A 17,236-nucleotide genomic window follows, 5' to 3' on the forward strand; every position below is an offset into this window, starting at 1 on the left:
CCCTCCGCAACAGTAAATCCAAGCACAAAGTAAAGTGAGTTGCAACACTCCACCTCTAAAAGCTATAGCGCACAACAAAATATAAGCGTAATATGTATATTTGCGCCTGTTGTGTCCGAGGTGACCCATATCCACATGCTATAAAGCGCTACGCATGTCCACGAATGGAGTCAGATAGGGGCCACAGGTGCTGCGCGCCACCCCGTGAAAGCAGGGAAGGATTTCCTTTGGCTGCACAGAGCAACTCTGCCGCAAAGCATACTAAAGAACGTATCTCGTTCGCGAAACTCCGCGAACCAATGCAGGCTCCAAACCTACTAAGTCTTCAGACTGAAAGCTTCGAATGGCTACTCGGCACTGAAGAATGGCGTAAGCGTGTGGAAGCTGCCAACGCATCCGGCAATAACCTCTTACCAACCACCTCCGGTTTGGAAGATATCTTTGCTGAGATCTCCCCAATCGAAGATATGGGACAAACCATGTCCCTCGTCTTCCGTGACTTCCACTTCGAACCACCAAAATACTCGGTCGAAGAATGTCGCGAAAAAGATAAGACCTATGAAGCGCCACTATACGTACAGGCTGACTTCATGAACCACACCACCGGTGAAATCAAGGGACAGACCGTCTTCCTTGGCGACTTCCCACTAATGACCGAACGTGGTACCTTCATCATCAACGGCACCGAACGTGTTGTCGTATCCCAGCTGGTCCGTTCCCCAGGCGTGTACTTCGAAGCAACGTCTGACAAGACCTCTGACCGAACCATCTACTCCGCAAAAATCATTCCATCACGCGGTGCCTGGTTGGAATTTGAAATCGACAAACGCGACTCGGTCGGCGTACGTATCGACCGTAAGCGTAAGCAGCCAGTAACCCACTTCCTGAAGGCACTGGGGATGTCTGAAGCTGACCTGCGTAAGGAATTTGCTGACTTCCCAGTCCTGTTGGAAACCCTGGAAAAAGACACCGCAAAGACTGAAGAAGAAGCACTTACCGATATTTACCGTAAGATTCGCCCAGGCGAACAGGTATCCGCAGAAGCAGCTCGTAACCTGCTGGAAAACTTCTACTTCAACGGCAAGCGTTACGACCTGGCAAAGGTCGGCCGCTACAAGCTGAACAAGAAGCTCGGTCTGGATACTCCGCTCACCGAGTCCGTACTGCGTATAGAAGACATCGTCACCACCGTCAAATACCTGCTGAGCCTACACAAGCGTGGCCTGGCAACCGGTCGTGACCGTGACGGTATGAAGTTTGCTGGCGTACGCAACGGCGAACCAGTAGAACTGCCACTGGAAACCGACGATATCGACCACTTTGGTAACCGTCGTATCCGTGCAGTAGGTGAACTGATTCAGGCACAGGTACGTACCGGTATGGCACGTATGGAACGCACCATCCGTGAACGTATGACCACTCAGGATGCGGAAGCAATTACGCCTACCTCCCTGATTAACATCCGCCCAGTAACCGCAGCTATTAAGGAATTCTTCGGAACCTCCCAGCTGTCCCAGTTCATGGACCAGAACAACCCGCTGGCAGGCTTGACCCACAAGCGTCGTCTGTCCGCGCTGGGCCCAGGTGGTCTGTCTCGTGACCGTGCAGGCATGGAAGTTCGAGACGTTCACCCATCCCACTACGGTCGTATGTGTCCAATTGAAACCCCTGAAGGTCCAAACATTGGTCTGATCGGTTCCTTGGCTACCTTCGCTCGTATTAACCCATTCGGCTTCGTTGAAACCCCATTCCGTGTGGTACGCAACGGCCAGGTTACTAACGAACTGCACTACCTAACTGCAGACGAAGAAGACGGCCACCCAATCGCACAGGCTTCCGCTGAACTTACTGCAGACGGACACTTCGTAGAAGATCAGGTTCTGTGCCGTATCTCCGGCGAAGACCCTGCACTGGTTCCAGTCGAAGAAATCGACCTGATGGACGTTTCCGCACGCCAGATGGTTTCCGTGGCAACTGCAATGATTCCATTCCTGGAACACGACGATGCTAACCGTGCACTTATGGGTGCGAACATGCAGCGTCAGGCAGTTCCATTGCTACGCACCGAAGCTCCACTGGTAGGTACCGGCATTGAACGTCGTGCTGCATCCGACGCTGGCGAAATGATTCTCGCTCGCAACGCAGGTGTAGTAACCGAAGTTTCCGCTGACCTGGTAACCGTGGCTACCGACGCAGGTTCCTACGACTCCTACCGCCTGGAAAAGTTCCAGCGTTCCAACTCTGGTAACTGCACCAACCAGCGCGTAGTAGTAGTTGAAGGTGACCGCGTTGAAGCTGGCGACCTAATTGCAGACGGTCCAGCAACTGACCTTGGCGAACTGGCACTGGGTAAGAACCTGCTGGTTGCCTACATGTCTTGGGAAGGTCTGAACTACGAAGACGCGATTATTCTGTCCCGTCGCGTAGTTGAAGAAGACCTACTTACCTCTATTCACATCGAAGAATACGAAGTTGCTTCCCGTGAAACCAAGCTGGGTGACGAAGAAATCACCCGTGACCTGCCAAACGTATCAGAAGATGCCCTGGCAGACTTGGACGAACGCGGCATCATCCGTATTGGTGCAGAAGTTGAATCCGGCGACATTCTGGTAGGTAAGGTTACCCCTAAGGGTGAAACCGAACTTACCGCTGAAGAACGTCTGCTGCGTGCTATCTTCGGTGAAAAGGCTCGCGAAGTTCGCGACACCTCCCTGCGTGTTCCACACGGCGAATCTGGTATCGTAATCGGCGTTCGTGAAGCTAACAATGATGATGATGACCTGCAGCCAGGCGTGATCCGTAAGGTTCGTGTCTACGTGGCTCAGCGTCGTAAGATCACCATTGGTGACAAGCTAGCTGGCCGTCACGGTAACAAGGGTGTTGTATCTAAGGTTCTACCTATTGAAGATATGCCATTCTTGGAAGACGGTACTCCAGTCGATATCATCCTGAACCCACTGGGTGTTCCAGGTCGTATGAACGTAGGTCAGGTTCTGGAATACCACCTAGGCTGGATCGCAGCTATGGGTTGGGATGTCCGCGAAGCTGTTAAGAACGGTGAAAACTGGGCTAAGTACATTCCTGAAGAAGGTCTGTCTGCACCTGCACGTACCAACGTTGCAACCCCAGTATTCGATGGTGTTGAACAGGATACTCTGATGGGTCTGCTGCGAAACACCCTGCCAAACCGTGACGGCATGCGCCTGATTAACGAAGACGGTAAGGCACAGTTGTTCGACGGTCGTTCCGGCGAACCATTCCCTTACCCAATCGCAGTTGGCTACACCTACATGCTGAAGCTACACCACCTGGTTGACGACAAGATTCATGCTCGTTCAACCGGTCCTTACTCCATGATTACCCAGCAGCCTCTGGGTGGTAAGGCACAGTTCGGTGGCCAGCGCTTCGGTGAAATGGAAGTTTGGGCGCTGGAAGCATACGGTGCTGCCTACGCGCTACAGGAACTTCTAACCGTCAAGTCTGACGACATGAAGGGCCGTGTCTCCGTCGTTAACTCCATCGTTAAGGGTGAAGACATTCCAGAAGCTGGTATTCCAGAATCCTTCCGAGTCCTCATGTACGAAATGCGTTCCCTGTGTCTGGATGTTGAAGCACTGGACAAGGAAGGTAACGCAATCGACCTAACCACTTCTCGCGACACCGGTCGTTCGGCATCTGAGGAACTAGGAATTACCCTGGATACCCGTCCGAACGCAGGCGCAACCCTGGACGAAATCTGATAAGGAGCAATAACTGTGATTGATGCTAATGCCTTTGACAAGCTCCACATCGGACTGGCAACTGCCGACGATGTCCGGGCATGGAGCCACGGCGAGGTAAAGAAGCCGGAAACCATTAACTACCGTACCCTGAAGCCAGAAAAAGAAGGTTTGTTCTGTGAACGAATCTTTGGCCCAACCCGCGACTGGGAATGTGGCTGTGGTAAGTACAAACGTGTCCGTTACAAGGGCATCGTTTGTGAACGCTGTGGGGTTGAAGTAGCTCGTGCTGACGTTCGTCGTGAACGCATGGGTCACATCGAACTGGCAACCCCAGTTACCCACATCTGGTACTTCAAGGGTGTCCCTTCCCGTCTGGGGTACCTGCTGGACCTGGCTCCAAAGGACCTCGAAAAGGTTATCTACTTTGCTGCCTACATGATTACTGAGGTAGATGAAGAAGCTCGCCACGAGGACTTGCCAACCCTACGTAACGAACTGGAAGTAGAACGTAAGCGTCTGGAAGCACGTCGCGAAGCTGAAATTAACGCTTACGCGGAAGCTTTGGAAGCACGTTTAGCAGAGATGGAAGCTAAGGGTAACAAAACTGAAACCCGTGAACGCGAACGTCGTAACGCTGAACGTGATATGAACCAGATTCGTAAGAACTACGAAATCAAGTTGGAGCGCCTGGAACAGGTGTGGGACAAGTTCCTTAACCTTAAGGTCGGCGACCTAGAAGGTGACGAACTAATCTTCCGTGAACTTCAGGCTCGCTACGGCATCTACTTCAAAGGTTCCATGGGCGCAGCGGCAATTCAGAAGCGCCTTCAGAACTTTGATCTGGAAGCAGAAGCTGAAGCCCTTCGCGAAATCATTAACACCGGTACCGGTCAGCGTAAGACTCGTGCTTTGAAGCGTCTGAAGGTAGTAAACGCCTTCCTGACCACCGACAACGTGCCAGAAGCAATGGTTCTGGATGCAATTCCAGTGATTCCACCAGACTTGCGCCCAATGGTTCAGCTCGATGGTGGCCGCTTTGCAACCTCTGACCTTAACGACCTGTACCGTCGTGTAATCAACCGTAACAACCGCCTGAAGCGTCTGCTTGACCTGAACGCTCCAGAAATCATCGTTAACAACGAAAAGCGTATGCTGCAGGAATCTGTAGACGCGCTCTTCGACAACGGTCGCCGTGGTCGCCCAGTTGCTGGCCCAGGTAACCGTCCGTTGAAGTCGATTTCTGACATGCTAAAGGGTAAGCAGGGTCGTTTCCGTCAGAACCTGCTGGGTAAGCGTGTTGACTACTCAGGTCGTTCGGTTATCGTGGTTGGTCCACAGCTGAAGCTGCACCAGTGTGGTCTGCCAAAGCAGATGGCACTGGAACTGTTCAAGCCCTTTGTGATGAAGCGTCTGATCGAAAAGAAGCACGCTCAGAACATCAAGGCTGCACAGCGTAAGGTTGATCGTTCCCGCCCAGAGGTTTGGGACGTTCTCGATGAGGTTATTCGCGAACACCCAGTTCTGCTTAACCGTGCACCAACCCTGCACCGCCTGGGCATCCAGGCATTCGAACCTCAGCTGATTGAAGGTAAGGCTATTCAGCTACACCCACTGGTTTGCGGTGCGTTCAACGCTGACTTTGACGGTGACCAGATGGCAGTTCACTTGCCACTGGGGGCGGAAGCACAGGCTGAAGCTCGTATTCTGATGCTGTCCTCTAACAACATTTTGAAGCCATCCGATGGTCGTCCAGTAACCATGCCTTCTCAGGACATGATTATTGGTTTGTTCCACCTGACTTCTGAACCAGATCCAAACCTGGAAGTTGCCAAGGACGCTGACGGTAACGAAATCGTTCCACGCTACACCTCCATGGCTGAAGCAATCATGGCATTTGACCGCGGTCACCTGCACTTGAATGCTCGCGCTCGTATCCGTCTGTACGGTATTGAGCCACCAGCTGGCTGGGTTGCTCCAGAAGGTTGGCAGCCAGGCGATGCGATTGAACTGGAGACCTCTCTGGGTCGCGCTATCTTCAACGAACAGTTGCCAGTTGAATACCCATACGTGGAAGCTGTAGTTGACAAGAAGAAGCTGGGTAAGATCGTTAACGATTTGGCTGAACTGTACCCTAAGGTTCTGGTTGCAGAATCCCTGGATGCATTGAAGTCCGCTGGCTTCTACTGGTCCACTTGGTCCGGTATCACCATCGCATTCCCTGACATCGTCAGCCCAGCTTCTAAGCCAGAAATCTTGGCTAAGTACGAAGAAAAGGCTGCGAAGATTCAGCGTGACTACGAAATTGGTATGATTACCGCTGATGAACGCTACAACGGCCTGGTTGAAACCTGGACTGCTGCAACTCAGGAAGTTGCAAAGACCATGGAATCTGCTTTCCCTGCACGTAACACCCTGTACCGTATGGTTTCTTCTGGTGCACGTGGTAACTGGGATCAGATTCGTCAGGTTGCTGGTATGCGTGGTCTGGTGTCTGACCCTAAGCAGAAGCTGATTGAACGTCCTATTAAGTCCAACTACCGTGAAGGCCTTTCCGTTCTGGAATACTTCATCGCGACCCACGGTGCTCGTAAGGGTCTGGCGGATACCGCACTGCGTACCGCTGACTCCGGTTACTTGACCCGTCGTCTGGTTGACGTTTCTCAGGACGTTATCGTTCACGAAGCTGACTGTGGTACCCGCCGTGGTCTGGTAATGCAGATTGCAGAACTGGACGCTAACGGTGAGGCTGTTCAGCTGGACACTGTAGAGACCACTGCTTACGCTCGTACTTTGGCTACCGATGCTAAGAATGCTACGGGTGAAGTAGTAGCAACTGCTGGTGCAGATGTTGGTGACGTTTTGATTCGCGAGCTAGTTGCAGCGGGTGTTACCGAAATTAAGGTTCGCTCTGTACTGTCTTGTGAATCAGCAGTTGGTACTTGTGCGGCTTGTTACGGTCGTTCGTTGGCGACTGGTAAGCGTGTGGACATTGGTGAAGCAGTAGGTATTATTGCGGCACAGTCCATTGGTGAACCAGGTACCCAGCTGACCATGCGTACCTTCCACACTGGTGGCGCAGCTTCTGCAGCTGACATTACCCAGGGTCTGCCTCGTGTTCAGGAACTCTTTGAAGCTCGTACCCCTAAGGGTGAGGCTTTGATGGCTGAAGCAGCTGGCCGCGTTAAGATCGACGATTCTGATCCTACTCACCGTAAGATTGTGATTGTTCGTGACGATGCTGAAGCTGATTTGGTTCTGGAAGTTTCCCGCCGTCAGGAACTGCTGGTGGCAGATGGTGAGCATGTTGCGGTCGGTACTGCATTGACTGCTGGTCGTATTGATCCTAAGAAGATGCTGCGTATCCGCAACAAGTCTGAAACTCAGCGTCAGCTGGTGAACGAAGTACAGGAAGTGTACCGTTCCCAGGGCGTAGACATTCACTCCAAGCACATTGAAGTGATTGTTCGTCAAATGCTACGTCGCGTAACTGTTTTGGACGATCCAGGCGACACTAACCTGTTGCCTGGCCAGCTGGTTGACGAGATTGAATTCAAGCGCGTTAACCGTGCGACCGTTGCTGAAGGCGGTCGTCCTGCAGCTGGTCGTCCAGAGTTGATGGGTATTACCAAGGCATCTTTGGCAACCGATTCTTGGTTGGCTGCGGCTTCCTTCCAGGAAACCACGAAGATTCTGACTGAGGCTGCGATGAGCGGCAAGTCTGATCCTCTGATTGGTCTGAAGGAAAACGTTATCTTGGGTAAGCTCATTCCTGCAGGTACCGGTTTGGCTCGTTACACCGATATTCGCGTTGAGCCTACCGCTGAGGCAATGGCAGCATCCAACTACTCTGAGGCTGATTTTGTAACCGGTGAAGTTGATGAAGATTTCTTGGCTTCTCTGGAAAGCATTGATTTCAGCTCTGCTTTCTTCGGCGGCGAGTTCTGAGAGAACCGTTAGCTGATTAGGCATTAGCCGGCGCATTCACCTGCGGGTGGGTGCGCCGGTTTTCTTTTCCGAGGGCGGTGTATGGAACGCCCTCGGGAAAAATAGGGGAGGGAAGTGTGGCTTAACTAACCTGCCAGCCGAGCCACCCCATATTGTTAAAAAGCGTGAAAATCTGTAGACTTTAATTCGGTACCCGCGTCGCCGGGTATCTCGAGACTCTAGTAGTACCTCGATCGGGCTCCTTGATGTAACCGTCGGAGCTCCGGGCGTCATTCTCCGAGCCGCGCGTATTTACGCAGTAAGCGGATCGTCATGGCGAGCCGGCCCCTGACGGAAACAAGTATGTCCGAATGGGGGAGAAAGCTTGTAAAAGTAACTTTCTCAAACCGGCGTCGCGAAGACTGAAAAGAAGAAAACGAAAGACGGAGAAGTAGTGCCTACCATCCAGCAGTTGGTGCGTAAAGGACGCAGCACCAAGCGCGCGAAGGCAGCCACCCCAGCGTTGAAGGGCTCCCCTCAGCGCCGCGGTGTATGTACTCGTGTGTACACCACCACCCCTAAGAAGCCAAACTCAGCACTTCGTAAGGTAGCCCGTGTGCGCCTTTCTTCCGGTGTTGAAGTAACCGCATACATCCCAGGTGAAGGTCACAACCTTCAGGAACACTCCATCGTGCTGGTGCGCGGTGGTCGTGTGAAGGACCTCCCAGGTGTTCGTTACCGTATTATCCGTGGCGCACTCGATACCCAGGGTGTTCGTGGTCGCCAGCAGGGACGTTCCCACTACGGTGCTAAGAAGGAGAAGAAGTAATGCCACGTAAAGGCCCAGCTCCAAAGCGCCCACTGGTAGACGATCCAGTATACGGCTCCAAGGTTGTTTCTCAGCTCGTTAACCGCGTGCTGTTGGACGGCAAGAAGTCCGTTGCAGAACGCATCGTTTACGGCGCACTTGAAGGTGTAGCAGCAAAGACAGAGCAGGATCCAGTAACCGTGCTGAAGCGCGCTCTGGAAAACATCCGCCCACACCTCGAAGTTCGTTCCCGCCGCGTTGGTGGCGCAACCTACCAGGTTCCAGTTGAAGTTCGCCCAGCACGTGCGACCACCCTGGCTCTGCGTTGGTTGGTTGACTACTCTCGTCAGCGTCGCGAACACACCATGACTGAACGTCTCATGAACGAAATCATCGACGCATCCAACGGTTTGGGTGCAGCATGCAAGCGTCGTGAAGACATGCACAAGATGGCGGAATCCAACAAGGCTTTCGCTCACTACCGCTGGTAATCAACCACGGTCCTAAGCAAGCTCAACAGCGAAGGAAACTAACGTGGCACTTGAAGTGCTTACCGACCTCAAGAAGGTCCGCAACATCGGCATCATGGCTCACATCGATGCTGGTAAGACCACTGTGTCTGAACGTATTCTGTTCTACACCGGTATTAACTACAAGATCGGTGAAACCCACGATGGTGCAGGCACCATGGACTGGATGGAACAGGAAAAGGAACGCGGTATTACCATTACCTCCGCAGCAACCACCTGTTACTGGAGTGACAATCAGATCAACATCATTGACACCCCTGGACACGTTGACTTCACCGTTGAAGTTGAACGCTCTCTGCGCGTTCTTGACGGTGCTGTAGCAGTGTTCGACGGTAAGGAAGGTGTTGAACCACAGTCCGAAACCGTTTGGCGTCAGGCTGACAAGTATAACGTTCCACGTATCTGCTTTATCAACAAGATGGACAAGCTGGGCGCTGACTTCGAATTCTCTGTAAAGACCATTCGTGAACGTCTGCACGCAACCCCAGTTGTTATGGTTATGCCAATCGGTGCTGAAGATACCTTCAAGGGTGTTGTAGATATCCTGAACCAGCGTGCAGTTTACTTCCCAGAAGTAGACGAAAACGGCAAGGCAACCAACGGTGCAATCCTGGAATATGCTGAAATCCCAGCTGAACTGCAGGATCAGGCTGAAGCTTACCGTGAAGAACTGGTTGAAGCAGCAGCTGAAGCTACTGAAGAACTGATGGAAGCATACCTGGAAAACGGTGAGCTGAGCATCGAACAGATTCAGGCTGGTATCCGTAAGCGTACTATCGCTTCCGAAATCTACCCTGTATTCTGTGGTTCTGCATTTAAGAACAAGGGCGTACAGCCAATGCTGGATGGCGTTATTGCTTACCTGCCATCCCCATTGGACGTTCCTGCAGTTGAAGGTCACCTGCCAAACAAGGAAGAAGAAATCACCACTCGTGAAGCTTCTGAGGATGCTCCATTCTCTGCACTGGCATTCAAGATTGCAGTACACCCATTCTTCGGCAAGCTGACCTACATCCGCGTTTACTCTGGTTCTGTCGAATCTGGCGCTCAGGTGATTAACTCCACTAAGGGCAAGAAAGAACGTATCGGTAAGATGTTCCAGATGCACTCCAACAAGGAAAACCCTGTTGATGTTGCACACGCTGGTCACATTTATGCATTCATTGGCCTGAAGGATGTTACCACCGGTGATACCCTTTGTGCTCCGGACGCACCTGTGATTTTGGAATCCATGACCTTCCCAGATCCAGTTATCCACGTTGCTATTGAACCTAAGTCCAAGGCTGACCAGGAAAAGCTGTCTACCGCTATTCAGAAGCTGGCAGAAGAAGACCCAACCTTCTCTGTGAAGCTGGATGAAGAAACCGGTCAGACCGTTATTGGTGGTATGGGCGAACTTCACCTTGACGTTTTGGTTGACCGTATGCGTCGCGAATTCAAGGTTGAAGCTAACGTTGGTAAGCCACAGGTTGCTTACCGTGAAACCATCCGCAAGACTGTGGATAAGGTCGAATACACGCACAAGAAGCAGACCGGTGGTTCCGGTCAGTTCGCGAAGGTTCTGTGTAAGTTTGAGCCTCTGGAAGTAGAGGGTGAAAACACCTACGAATTCGCAAACGAAGTTACCGGTGGTCGTGTTCCTCGTGAATACATTCCATCTGTTGACGCAGGTATCCAGGAAGCTATGCAGAACGGTGTTCTGGCTGGTTACCCAATGGTTGGCATCAAGGCAACGCTGATGGATGGCGCTTACCACGATGTTGACTCTTCTGAAATGGCGTTCAAGATTGCTGGTGCAATGGTATTCCGTGAAGGTGCAAAGAAGGCTAACCCAGTTCTTCTGGAACCAATCATGGCTGTTGAAGTACGTACCCCAGAAGAATACATGGGCGACGTTATCGGCGACTTGAACTCTCGTCGTGGCATGATCCAGTCTATGGATGACGCTCACGGCATTAAGGTTGTACGTGCCCAGGTTCCACTGTCCGAAATGTTCGGTTACGTGGGCGACCTGCGTTCCAAGACCCAGGGTCGCGCTGTGTACTCCATGCAGTTCGACAGCTACGCTGAAGTTCCTCGTGCAGTTGCTGACGAGGTAATCGGCAAGGCAACGGGCGCCTGATCCCGTTTTCTGCGCGGGGGCCAGGCGGCTTCCAAACAGAGTTTTAATATTCTCGAGGGCGGATTCTGCAGCTTGAAGCTGTAAGATTATCTTGCTGGCGGAAGGTTGAGGATTCCGCCCTCGGAAATATCTAAGCGTTAATACGCACACAACAAGTAAAACCCTGTAGCGTGGTTTTTTTCCTAGTGTTACTCTATAAGTAGCCATAGGCTGAAAATCATCTACCCTAGTCCAGGAGGACACAAGTGGCTAAGGCCAAGTTCGAACGTACCAAACCACACGTAAACATCGGTACCATCGGTCACGTTGACCACGGTAAGACCACCCTGACTGCAGCAATCACCAAGGTTCTGCACGACACCTACCCAGAACTGAACGAATACACCCCATTCGATCAGGTTGACAACGCTCCAGAAGAACGTGAACGTGGTATTACCATCAACGTTTCCCACGTTGAATACCAGACCGAAGAACGTCACTACGCACACATCGACGCTCCAGGTCACGCTGACTACGTTAAGAACATGATCACCGGTGCTGCACAGATGGACGGCGCAATCCTGGTTGTTGCTGCAACTGACGGCCCAATGGCACAGACCCGTGAACACGTTCTGTTGGCTCGCCAGGTTGGCGTTCCAAAGATCCTCGTTGCACTGAACAAGTCTGACGCAGTTGACGACGAAGACATGCTGGAACTGGTTGAAGAAGAAATTCGCGAACTGCTGGTTTCCCAGGGCTTCGACGAAGACGCTCCAATCGTTCGCGTTTCCGCTCTGCAGGCACTGGAAGGTGACGCAGAATGGGGCGCAAAGGTTAAGGAACTGATGGACAATGTTGACTCCTACATTCCTACCCCAGAACGCGATCTGGACAAGCCATTCTTGATGCCAATCGAAGACGTATTCACCATCACCGGTCGTGGTACCGTTGTTACCGGTCGTGCAGAACGTGGCATCCTGAACCTCAACTCTGAAGTTGAAATTCTGGGTATCCGTGAACCACAGAAGACCACCGTTACCGGTATTGAAATGTTCCACAAGCAGATGGACTACGCACAGGCAGGCGAAAACTGTGGTCTGTTGCTGCGTGGCACCAAGCGTGACGAAGTTGAACGTGGTCAGGTTGTAGCTGTTCCAGGCTCCATCACCCCACACACCAACTTCAAGGGCCAGGTTTACATCCTGAAGAAGGAAGAAGGTGGCCGTCACAAGCCATTCTTCTCCAACTACCGCCCACAGTTCTACTTCCGTACCACCGACGTAACCGGCATCATCGAACTGCCAGAAGGCACCGAAATGGTTATGCCAGGTGACACCACCGAAATCACTGTTGAGCTGATTCAGCCAATCGCAATGGAAGCAGGCCTCGGCTTCGCTATCCGTGAAGGTGGCCGCACCGTTGGTTCCGGTCGTGTGACCGAAGTTATCAAGTGATCTAACTTTTAAGTTAAACACTTAAAGTTATCCCCCGAAGGACTCCTTCGGGGGATAACTTTATGCTTGGCTAGTAGCACTCGATCTGTACTACCAAAACTTGGGATTGTGTGCGCTGTAAATTAAATGCGCGCTAAGTCTCACTCAATCCCACTTGGCAAAGCTGCGTAAACATGGCAAACTAGAGTAGTTGTCTTAGAAGAGCTATATCTACTAAGAATAATGACTCATCCAGAGGTTGGATGATGTTAAAGGGGTATCATGCTCCAAGTTGTTAATCACATGATCGAATATTCGCCAAGGAATAGTCGGCATTTTGTGTAAATCATAATGCGACACGCCCGAGTGCGGGTATCGGTCAAACTAGAGAGGTAAGACGGTATGGCGGGACAGAAGATCCGCATCCGGCTGAAGTCTTATGACCACGAGGTCATTGACAGCTCGGCACGTAAGATCGTCGAGACTGTACAGCGTGCAGGCGCAACCGTAGTTGGCCCAGTGCCACTGCCAACGGAAAAGAACGTTTTCGTTGTTATCCGTTCGCCACACAAGTACAAGGACAGCCGCGAACATTTTGAGATGCGCACCCACAAGCGCCTCATCGACATTATCGACCCGACTCCGAAGGCAGTTGACTCCCTGATGCGACTGGACCTTCCAGCGGACGTAAAAATCGATATCAAACTCTGAGGAAACCTGTAAAAATGACTAAAGACACCAAGCATGCGGTAGCGCCAGTAAAGGCGCTTCTCGGTCGCAAGCTCGGCATGACCCAGGTATGGGACAACGACGGTCGCGTCGTTCCTGTAACGGTTGTGCAGGTGGGCACCAACGTCGTAACGCAGGTGCGCACTGAAGAAGTAGACGGCTACACTGCCGCACAGATCGGTTTTGGCGAGGTAGACGCTCGCCGCATTACCAAGCCTTTGGCTGGACACTTTGAAAAGGCAGGCGTTGCGCCACGCCGTCACCTCGTTGAAGTTCGCACTTCCGATGTTGACGCATTCGAACTGGGCCAGGAACTGCTGGCTTCTGTTTTCGAAGCTGGCGATAAGGTTGACGTCTCCGGCAAGTCCAAGGGTAAGGGCTTCGCTGGCGCTATGAAGCGTCACGGCTTCCGTGGTGCTCCAGCATCCCACGGTGCACACCGTAATCACCGTAAGCCAGGCTCCATCGGCGCTTGTGCGACCCCAGGTCGCGTATTCAAGGGCGTTCGTATGGCTGGTCGTATGGGCAACGTACGTCGCACCGTACAGAACCTGGACATCCACGCAGTGGACGTTGAAAAGGGTCTGCTGCTGATCCACGGCGCAATCCCTGGTCCAAAGAACGCAGTTGTACTGGTTCGTAACTCCGTGAAGGGTGCGTGATTATGTCCGCTAAAGTTGAAATCACCGGAGTTAACGGCAAGTCTGCAGGCACCATCGAACTGCCAGCAGCAATCTTCGATGCCGAAACCAATGTTCCCCTGATTCACCAGGTTGTTGTAGCTCAGCTTGCAGCTGCACGCCAGGGTACCCACGCAACCAAGACCCGCGGTCAGGTTGCTGGTGGTGGTAAGAAGCCTTACCGCCAGAAGGGCACCGGTCGTGCTCGTCAGGGTTCCATCCGTGCACCACACTTCACCGGTGGTGGCGTAGTACACGGCCCACAGCCACGTGACTACAGCCAGCGTACCCCTAAGAAGATGAAGGCAGGCGCTCTTTACGGTGCTCTGTCTGACCGTGCACGCAACGGCCGTATCCACGTAGTTACTGCTGTGGTAGAAGGCGAAAAGCCATCCACCAAGGCAGCACGCACTCTGCTTGAAGGCCTATGCGGTCTGCGCAACACTCTGGTTGTCGTATCCCGTGAAGATGTAACCGCAGTACTGTCCGTACGTAACCTGCCACAGGTACACGTACTGTTCGTTGACCAGCTCAACACCTACGACGTAATGCGCTCTGAAAACGTAGTCTTCACCCAGGTCGCTCTGGAAACCTTCCTCGCAGCGAAGGAGGACGACAAGTGAGTCTCGAAAAGTCAAAGAACCCTCGCGACATTATCCTCGCACCGGTTATCACCGAAAAGTCTTCTGGACTGATGGACCTGGGCAAGTACACCTTCCTGGTTGATCCACGCTCCAACAAGACCGAAATCCGCCTCGCAATCGAAGCAATCTTTGGTGTAAAGGTTTCTCACGTTGCGACGCAGAACCGACAGGGTAAGCGTTACCGTACCCGTGACGGAATTGGTCAGCGTAAGGCTACCAAGCGCGCCATTGTCACTGTCAGCGAAGGCACCATCGACATCTTCGGCGATCTCGCCTGAGAACCGGAGAGTTAGAGGAAAACAATGGGTATCCGTAAATATAAGCCAACGACCCCAGGTCGTCGTGGTTCCAGCGTTGCGGACTTCGTAGAGATTACTCGCTCTACTCCTGAGAAGTCTCTGGTTCGCCCGCTGACCAAGACCGGTGGTCGTAACTCAAACGGTCGCGTTACTGCTCGTCACCGCGGTGGCGGTCACAAGCGCGCATACCGTGTAATCGACTTCCGTCGTAACGACAAAGATGGCGTACCAGCAAAGGTCGCGCACATCGAATACGATCCAAACCGTACCGCACGTATCGCTCTGCTGCATTTCGCAGACGGTACCAAGCGTTACATCTTGGCACCATCTAAGCTGAACCAGGGCGACCTCGTTGAATCCGGTCCAGCAGCAGACATCAAGCCAGGCAACAACCTGCCTCTGCGCAACATTCCAGTTGGTACCGTTGTGCACGCAGTTGAACTGAAGCCAGGTGGCGGTGCAAAGATTGCTCGCTCCGCAGGTACTTCTGTGCAGCTGGTAGCTCGTGAAGGTCGCTTCGCGCAGTTGCGTATGCCATCCGGCGAAATCCGCAACGTTGAAGTTACCTGCCGCGCAACCGTAGGTGAAGTTGGCAACGCAGAACAGTCCAACATCAACTGGGGTAAAGCAGGCCGTATGCGTTGGAAGGGCCGTCGCCCACACGTACGTGGTGTTGCAATGAACCCTGTTGACCACCCACACGGTGGCGGTGAAGGCCGTACTTCTGGTGGTCGTCACCCAGTATCACCATGGGGTAAGCCTGAAGGCCGTACCCGTCGTCCAAACAAGGCAAGCGACAAGTTCATTGTGCGTCGTCGCCGGACCGGCAAGAAGCGCTGATAGAGGAGCTAGAAAATGCCACGCAGTCTGAAGAAGGGCCCCTTCGTAGACGACCACCTCATGAAGAAGGTGGACGCTCAGAACGAACAGGGTACCAAGAATGTCATCAAGACTTGGTCTCGCCGCTCCGTCATTACCCCAGAATTCCTGGGGCACACCTTCGCGGTGCACGACGGACGCAAGCACGTACCAGTCTTCGTTACGGAATCAATGGTTGGCCACAAGCTCGGCGAGTTTGCTCCGACCCGCAACTTCCGTAGCCACGTGAAAGAAGACCGTAAGGGCCGTCGCCGCTGAGGCGCAGCACTTACGAGGCTATAGAAGTAAGGCAGGAAAAAATGGAAGCCAAGGCACAGGCGCGTTACATCCGCGTCACGCCAATGAAGGCGCGCCGCGTTGTGAACGAAGTTCGCAACCTGCGCGCTCTTGAGGCAGCCGACTTGCTGCAGTTCGCACCGCAGGCAGTCGCCGCCGACGTCCGTAAGATTCTGATGAGCGCAATCGCCAATGCAAAGGTGAAGGCCGCTAACGCAGGTGAAACTCTTCGCGAAGAAGACCTCTTCGTAGTTGAAGCTTTCGTAAACGAAGGCCCAACCATGAAGCGTTTCCGCCCACGTGCACAGGGCCGCGCATCCCAGATTCTCAAACGTACGAGCCACATCACCCTGGTGGTAGGCACGAAGGACAATGGGAAGGAAGGCCGGTAAATGGGTCAGAAGGTAAACCCCACCGGATTTAGGCTTGGTATCACTACCGAGCACCGCTCCCGCTGGTTCGCTGACTCCACTACTAAGGGACAGCGTTACAGCGACTACGTTGCAGAAGACGTTGCAATCCGCAAGCTTCTGAACGAAACCCTCGAACGCGCTGGTGTAGCTCGCATTCAGATCGAACGCACCACCGACCGTGTTCGCGTTGATCTCTACGCAGCTCGCCCAGGTATCGTTATCGGTCGCCGCGGCGCTGAAGCAGACCGTCTGCGCGTTCAGCTGGAAAAGCTGACCGGCAAGCAGGTTCAGCTGAAGATTATCGAAGTTAAGAACCCTGAACTGGACGCTAAGCTGGTTGCACAGGGCATCGCAGAACAGCTGGGTGCTCGTGTATCCTTCCGTCGCGCAATGCGTAAGGCTATGCAGTCTGCAATGCGTGCTGGCGCAAAGGGTATCCGTGTACAGTGTTCCGGTCGTCTGGGCGGCGCAGAAATGTCCCGCGCAGAGTTCTACCGTGAAGGTCGCGTGCCTTTGCACACCCTGCGTGCAAACATCGACTACGGCACCTTCGAAGCTAAGACCACCTTCGGCCGCATCGGCGTTAAGGTTTGGATCTACAAGGGTGACGTAACCGATCGTGAATTCGCACAGCAGCAGCTAGAAGCTGGCAACCGCGGTGGACGTCGTGGCGAACGCCGTGGTGGCGCACGTCGCGGTAGTCGTCGCAACGAACAGCAGAAGAACACTGCAGCTGAAGCACCAGTAGCTGAAGAAGCTGCTGCTCCAGCTGAGTCCAACGGAACGGAGGCCTGAGCC

14 protein-coding genes are annotated in these 17,236 nt (G+C 53.1%); all 14 read left to right on the forward strand.

Features of this window, described 5'->3' with window-relative positions; translation table 11 throughout:
• The first annotated feature begins 164 nt into the window (after positions 1-164).
• Positions 165-3,740 (forward strand): DNA-directed RNA polymerase subunit beta, encoded by a 3,576-nt coding sequence (gene rpoB, locus HMPREF0044_RS06795; protein WP_006547388.1) that lies wholly within the window; start codon positions 165-167, stop codon positions 3,738-3,740.
• A gap of 15 nt (positions 3,741-3,755) precedes the next feature.
• Complete coding sequence (locus tag HMPREF0044_RS06800) at positions 3,756-7,667, forward strand: DNA-directed RNA polymerase subunit beta' (protein WP_006547389.1); 3,912 nt, start codon at positions 3,756-3,758, stop codon at positions 7,665-7,667.
• A 433-nt stretch (positions 7,668-8,100) separates the two neighbouring features.
• Positions 8,101-8,475, forward strand: coding sequence for a 30S ribosomal protein S12 (rpsL, locus tag HMPREF0044_RS06805; protein WP_006547391.1), 375 nt, complete (start codon positions 8,101-8,103; stop codon positions 8,473-8,475).
• A complete protein-coding gene (gene rpsG, locus HMPREF0044_RS06810; RefSeq protein WP_006547392.1) occupies positions 8,475-8,945 on the forward strand; it encodes a 30S ribosomal protein S7 in 471 nt (156 codons plus the stop codon). The genes rpsL and rpsG overlap by 1 nt, the downstream gene beginning before the upstream one ends.
• A 43-nt stretch (positions 8,946-8,988) precedes the next feature.
• Positions 8,989-11,106 carry an elongation factor G gene (gene fusA, locus HMPREF0044_RS06815; RefSeq protein ID WP_006547393.1) on the forward strand — a complete coding sequence of 706 codons (2,118 nt, stop codon included), beginning with the start codon at positions 8,989-8,991 and terminating at the stop codon, positions 11,104-11,106.
• A gap of 245 nt (positions 11,107-11,351) precedes the next feature.
• Positions 11,352-12,539 carry an elongation factor Tu gene (gene tuf / locus HMPREF0044_RS06820; protein ID WP_006547394.1) on the forward strand — a complete coding sequence of 396 codons (1,188 nt, stop codon included), beginning with the start codon at positions 11,352-11,354 and terminating at the stop codon, positions 12,537-12,539.
• A gap of 381 nt (positions 12,540-12,920) precedes the next feature.
• Positions 12,921-13,229: a 30S ribosomal protein S10 gene (rpsJ, locus tag HMPREF0044_RS06825; RefSeq protein ID WP_006547395.1), complete on the forward strand. Its 309-nt coding sequence runs from the start codon at positions 12,921-12,923 to the stop codon at positions 13,227-13,229.
• A gap of 14 nt (positions 13,230-13,243) precedes the next feature.
• Positions 13,244-13,909: a 50S ribosomal protein L3 gene (gene rplC / locus HMPREF0044_RS06830; protein ID WP_006547396.1), complete on the forward strand. Its 666-nt coding sequence runs from the start codon at positions 13,244-13,246 to the stop codon at positions 13,907-13,909.
• A gap of 2 nt (positions 13,910-13,911) precedes the next feature.
• Positions 13,912-14,550, forward strand: coding sequence for a 50S ribosomal protein L4 (rplD, locus tag HMPREF0044_RS06835; protein ID WP_006547397.1), 639 nt, complete (start codon positions 13,912-13,914; stop codon positions 14,548-14,550).
• Positions 14,547-14,849 carry a 50S ribosomal protein L23 gene (gene rplW / locus HMPREF0044_RS06840; protein ID WP_006547398.1) on the forward strand — a complete coding sequence of 101 codons (303 nt, stop codon included), beginning with the start codon at positions 14,547-14,549 and terminating at the stop codon, positions 14,847-14,849. Before rplD ends, rplW begins: the two co-directional genes overlap by 4 nt.
• 24 nt (positions 14,850-14,873) lie before the next feature.
• The gene (rplB, locus tag HMPREF0044_RS06845; protein WP_006547399.1) at positions 14,874-15,710 is read left to right on the forward strand and encodes a 50S ribosomal protein L2; all 837 of its coding nucleotides are present in this window, start codon (positions 14,874-14,876) and stop codon (positions 15,708-15,710) included.
• A gap of 15 nt (positions 15,711-15,725) precedes the next feature.
• A complete protein-coding gene (gene rpsS / locus HMPREF0044_RS06850; protein WP_006547400.1) occupies positions 15,726-16,007 on the forward strand; it encodes a 30S ribosomal protein S19 in 282 nt (93 codons plus the stop codon).
• 41 nt (positions 16,008-16,048) lie between these two features.
• Positions 16,049-16,417 (forward strand): 50S ribosomal protein L22, encoded by a 369-nt coding sequence (gene rplV / locus HMPREF0044_RS06855; protein ID WP_006547401.1) that lies wholly within the window; start codon positions 16,049-16,051, stop codon positions 16,415-16,417.
• Positions 16,418-17,233 carry a 30S ribosomal protein S3 gene (rpsC, locus tag HMPREF0044_RS06860; protein WP_006547402.1) on the forward strand — a complete coding sequence of 272 codons (816 nt, stop codon included), beginning with the start codon at positions 16,418-16,420 and terminating at the stop codon, positions 17,231-17,233.
• The last annotated feature ends 3 nt before the right edge of the window (positions 17,234-17,236 follow it).

The sequence above is a fragment of the Gleimia coleocanis DSM 15436 genome (assembly GCF_000159015.1).
GTDB lineage: Bacteria > Actinomycetota > Actinomycetes > Actinomycetales > Actinomycetaceae > Gleimia > Gleimia coleocanis.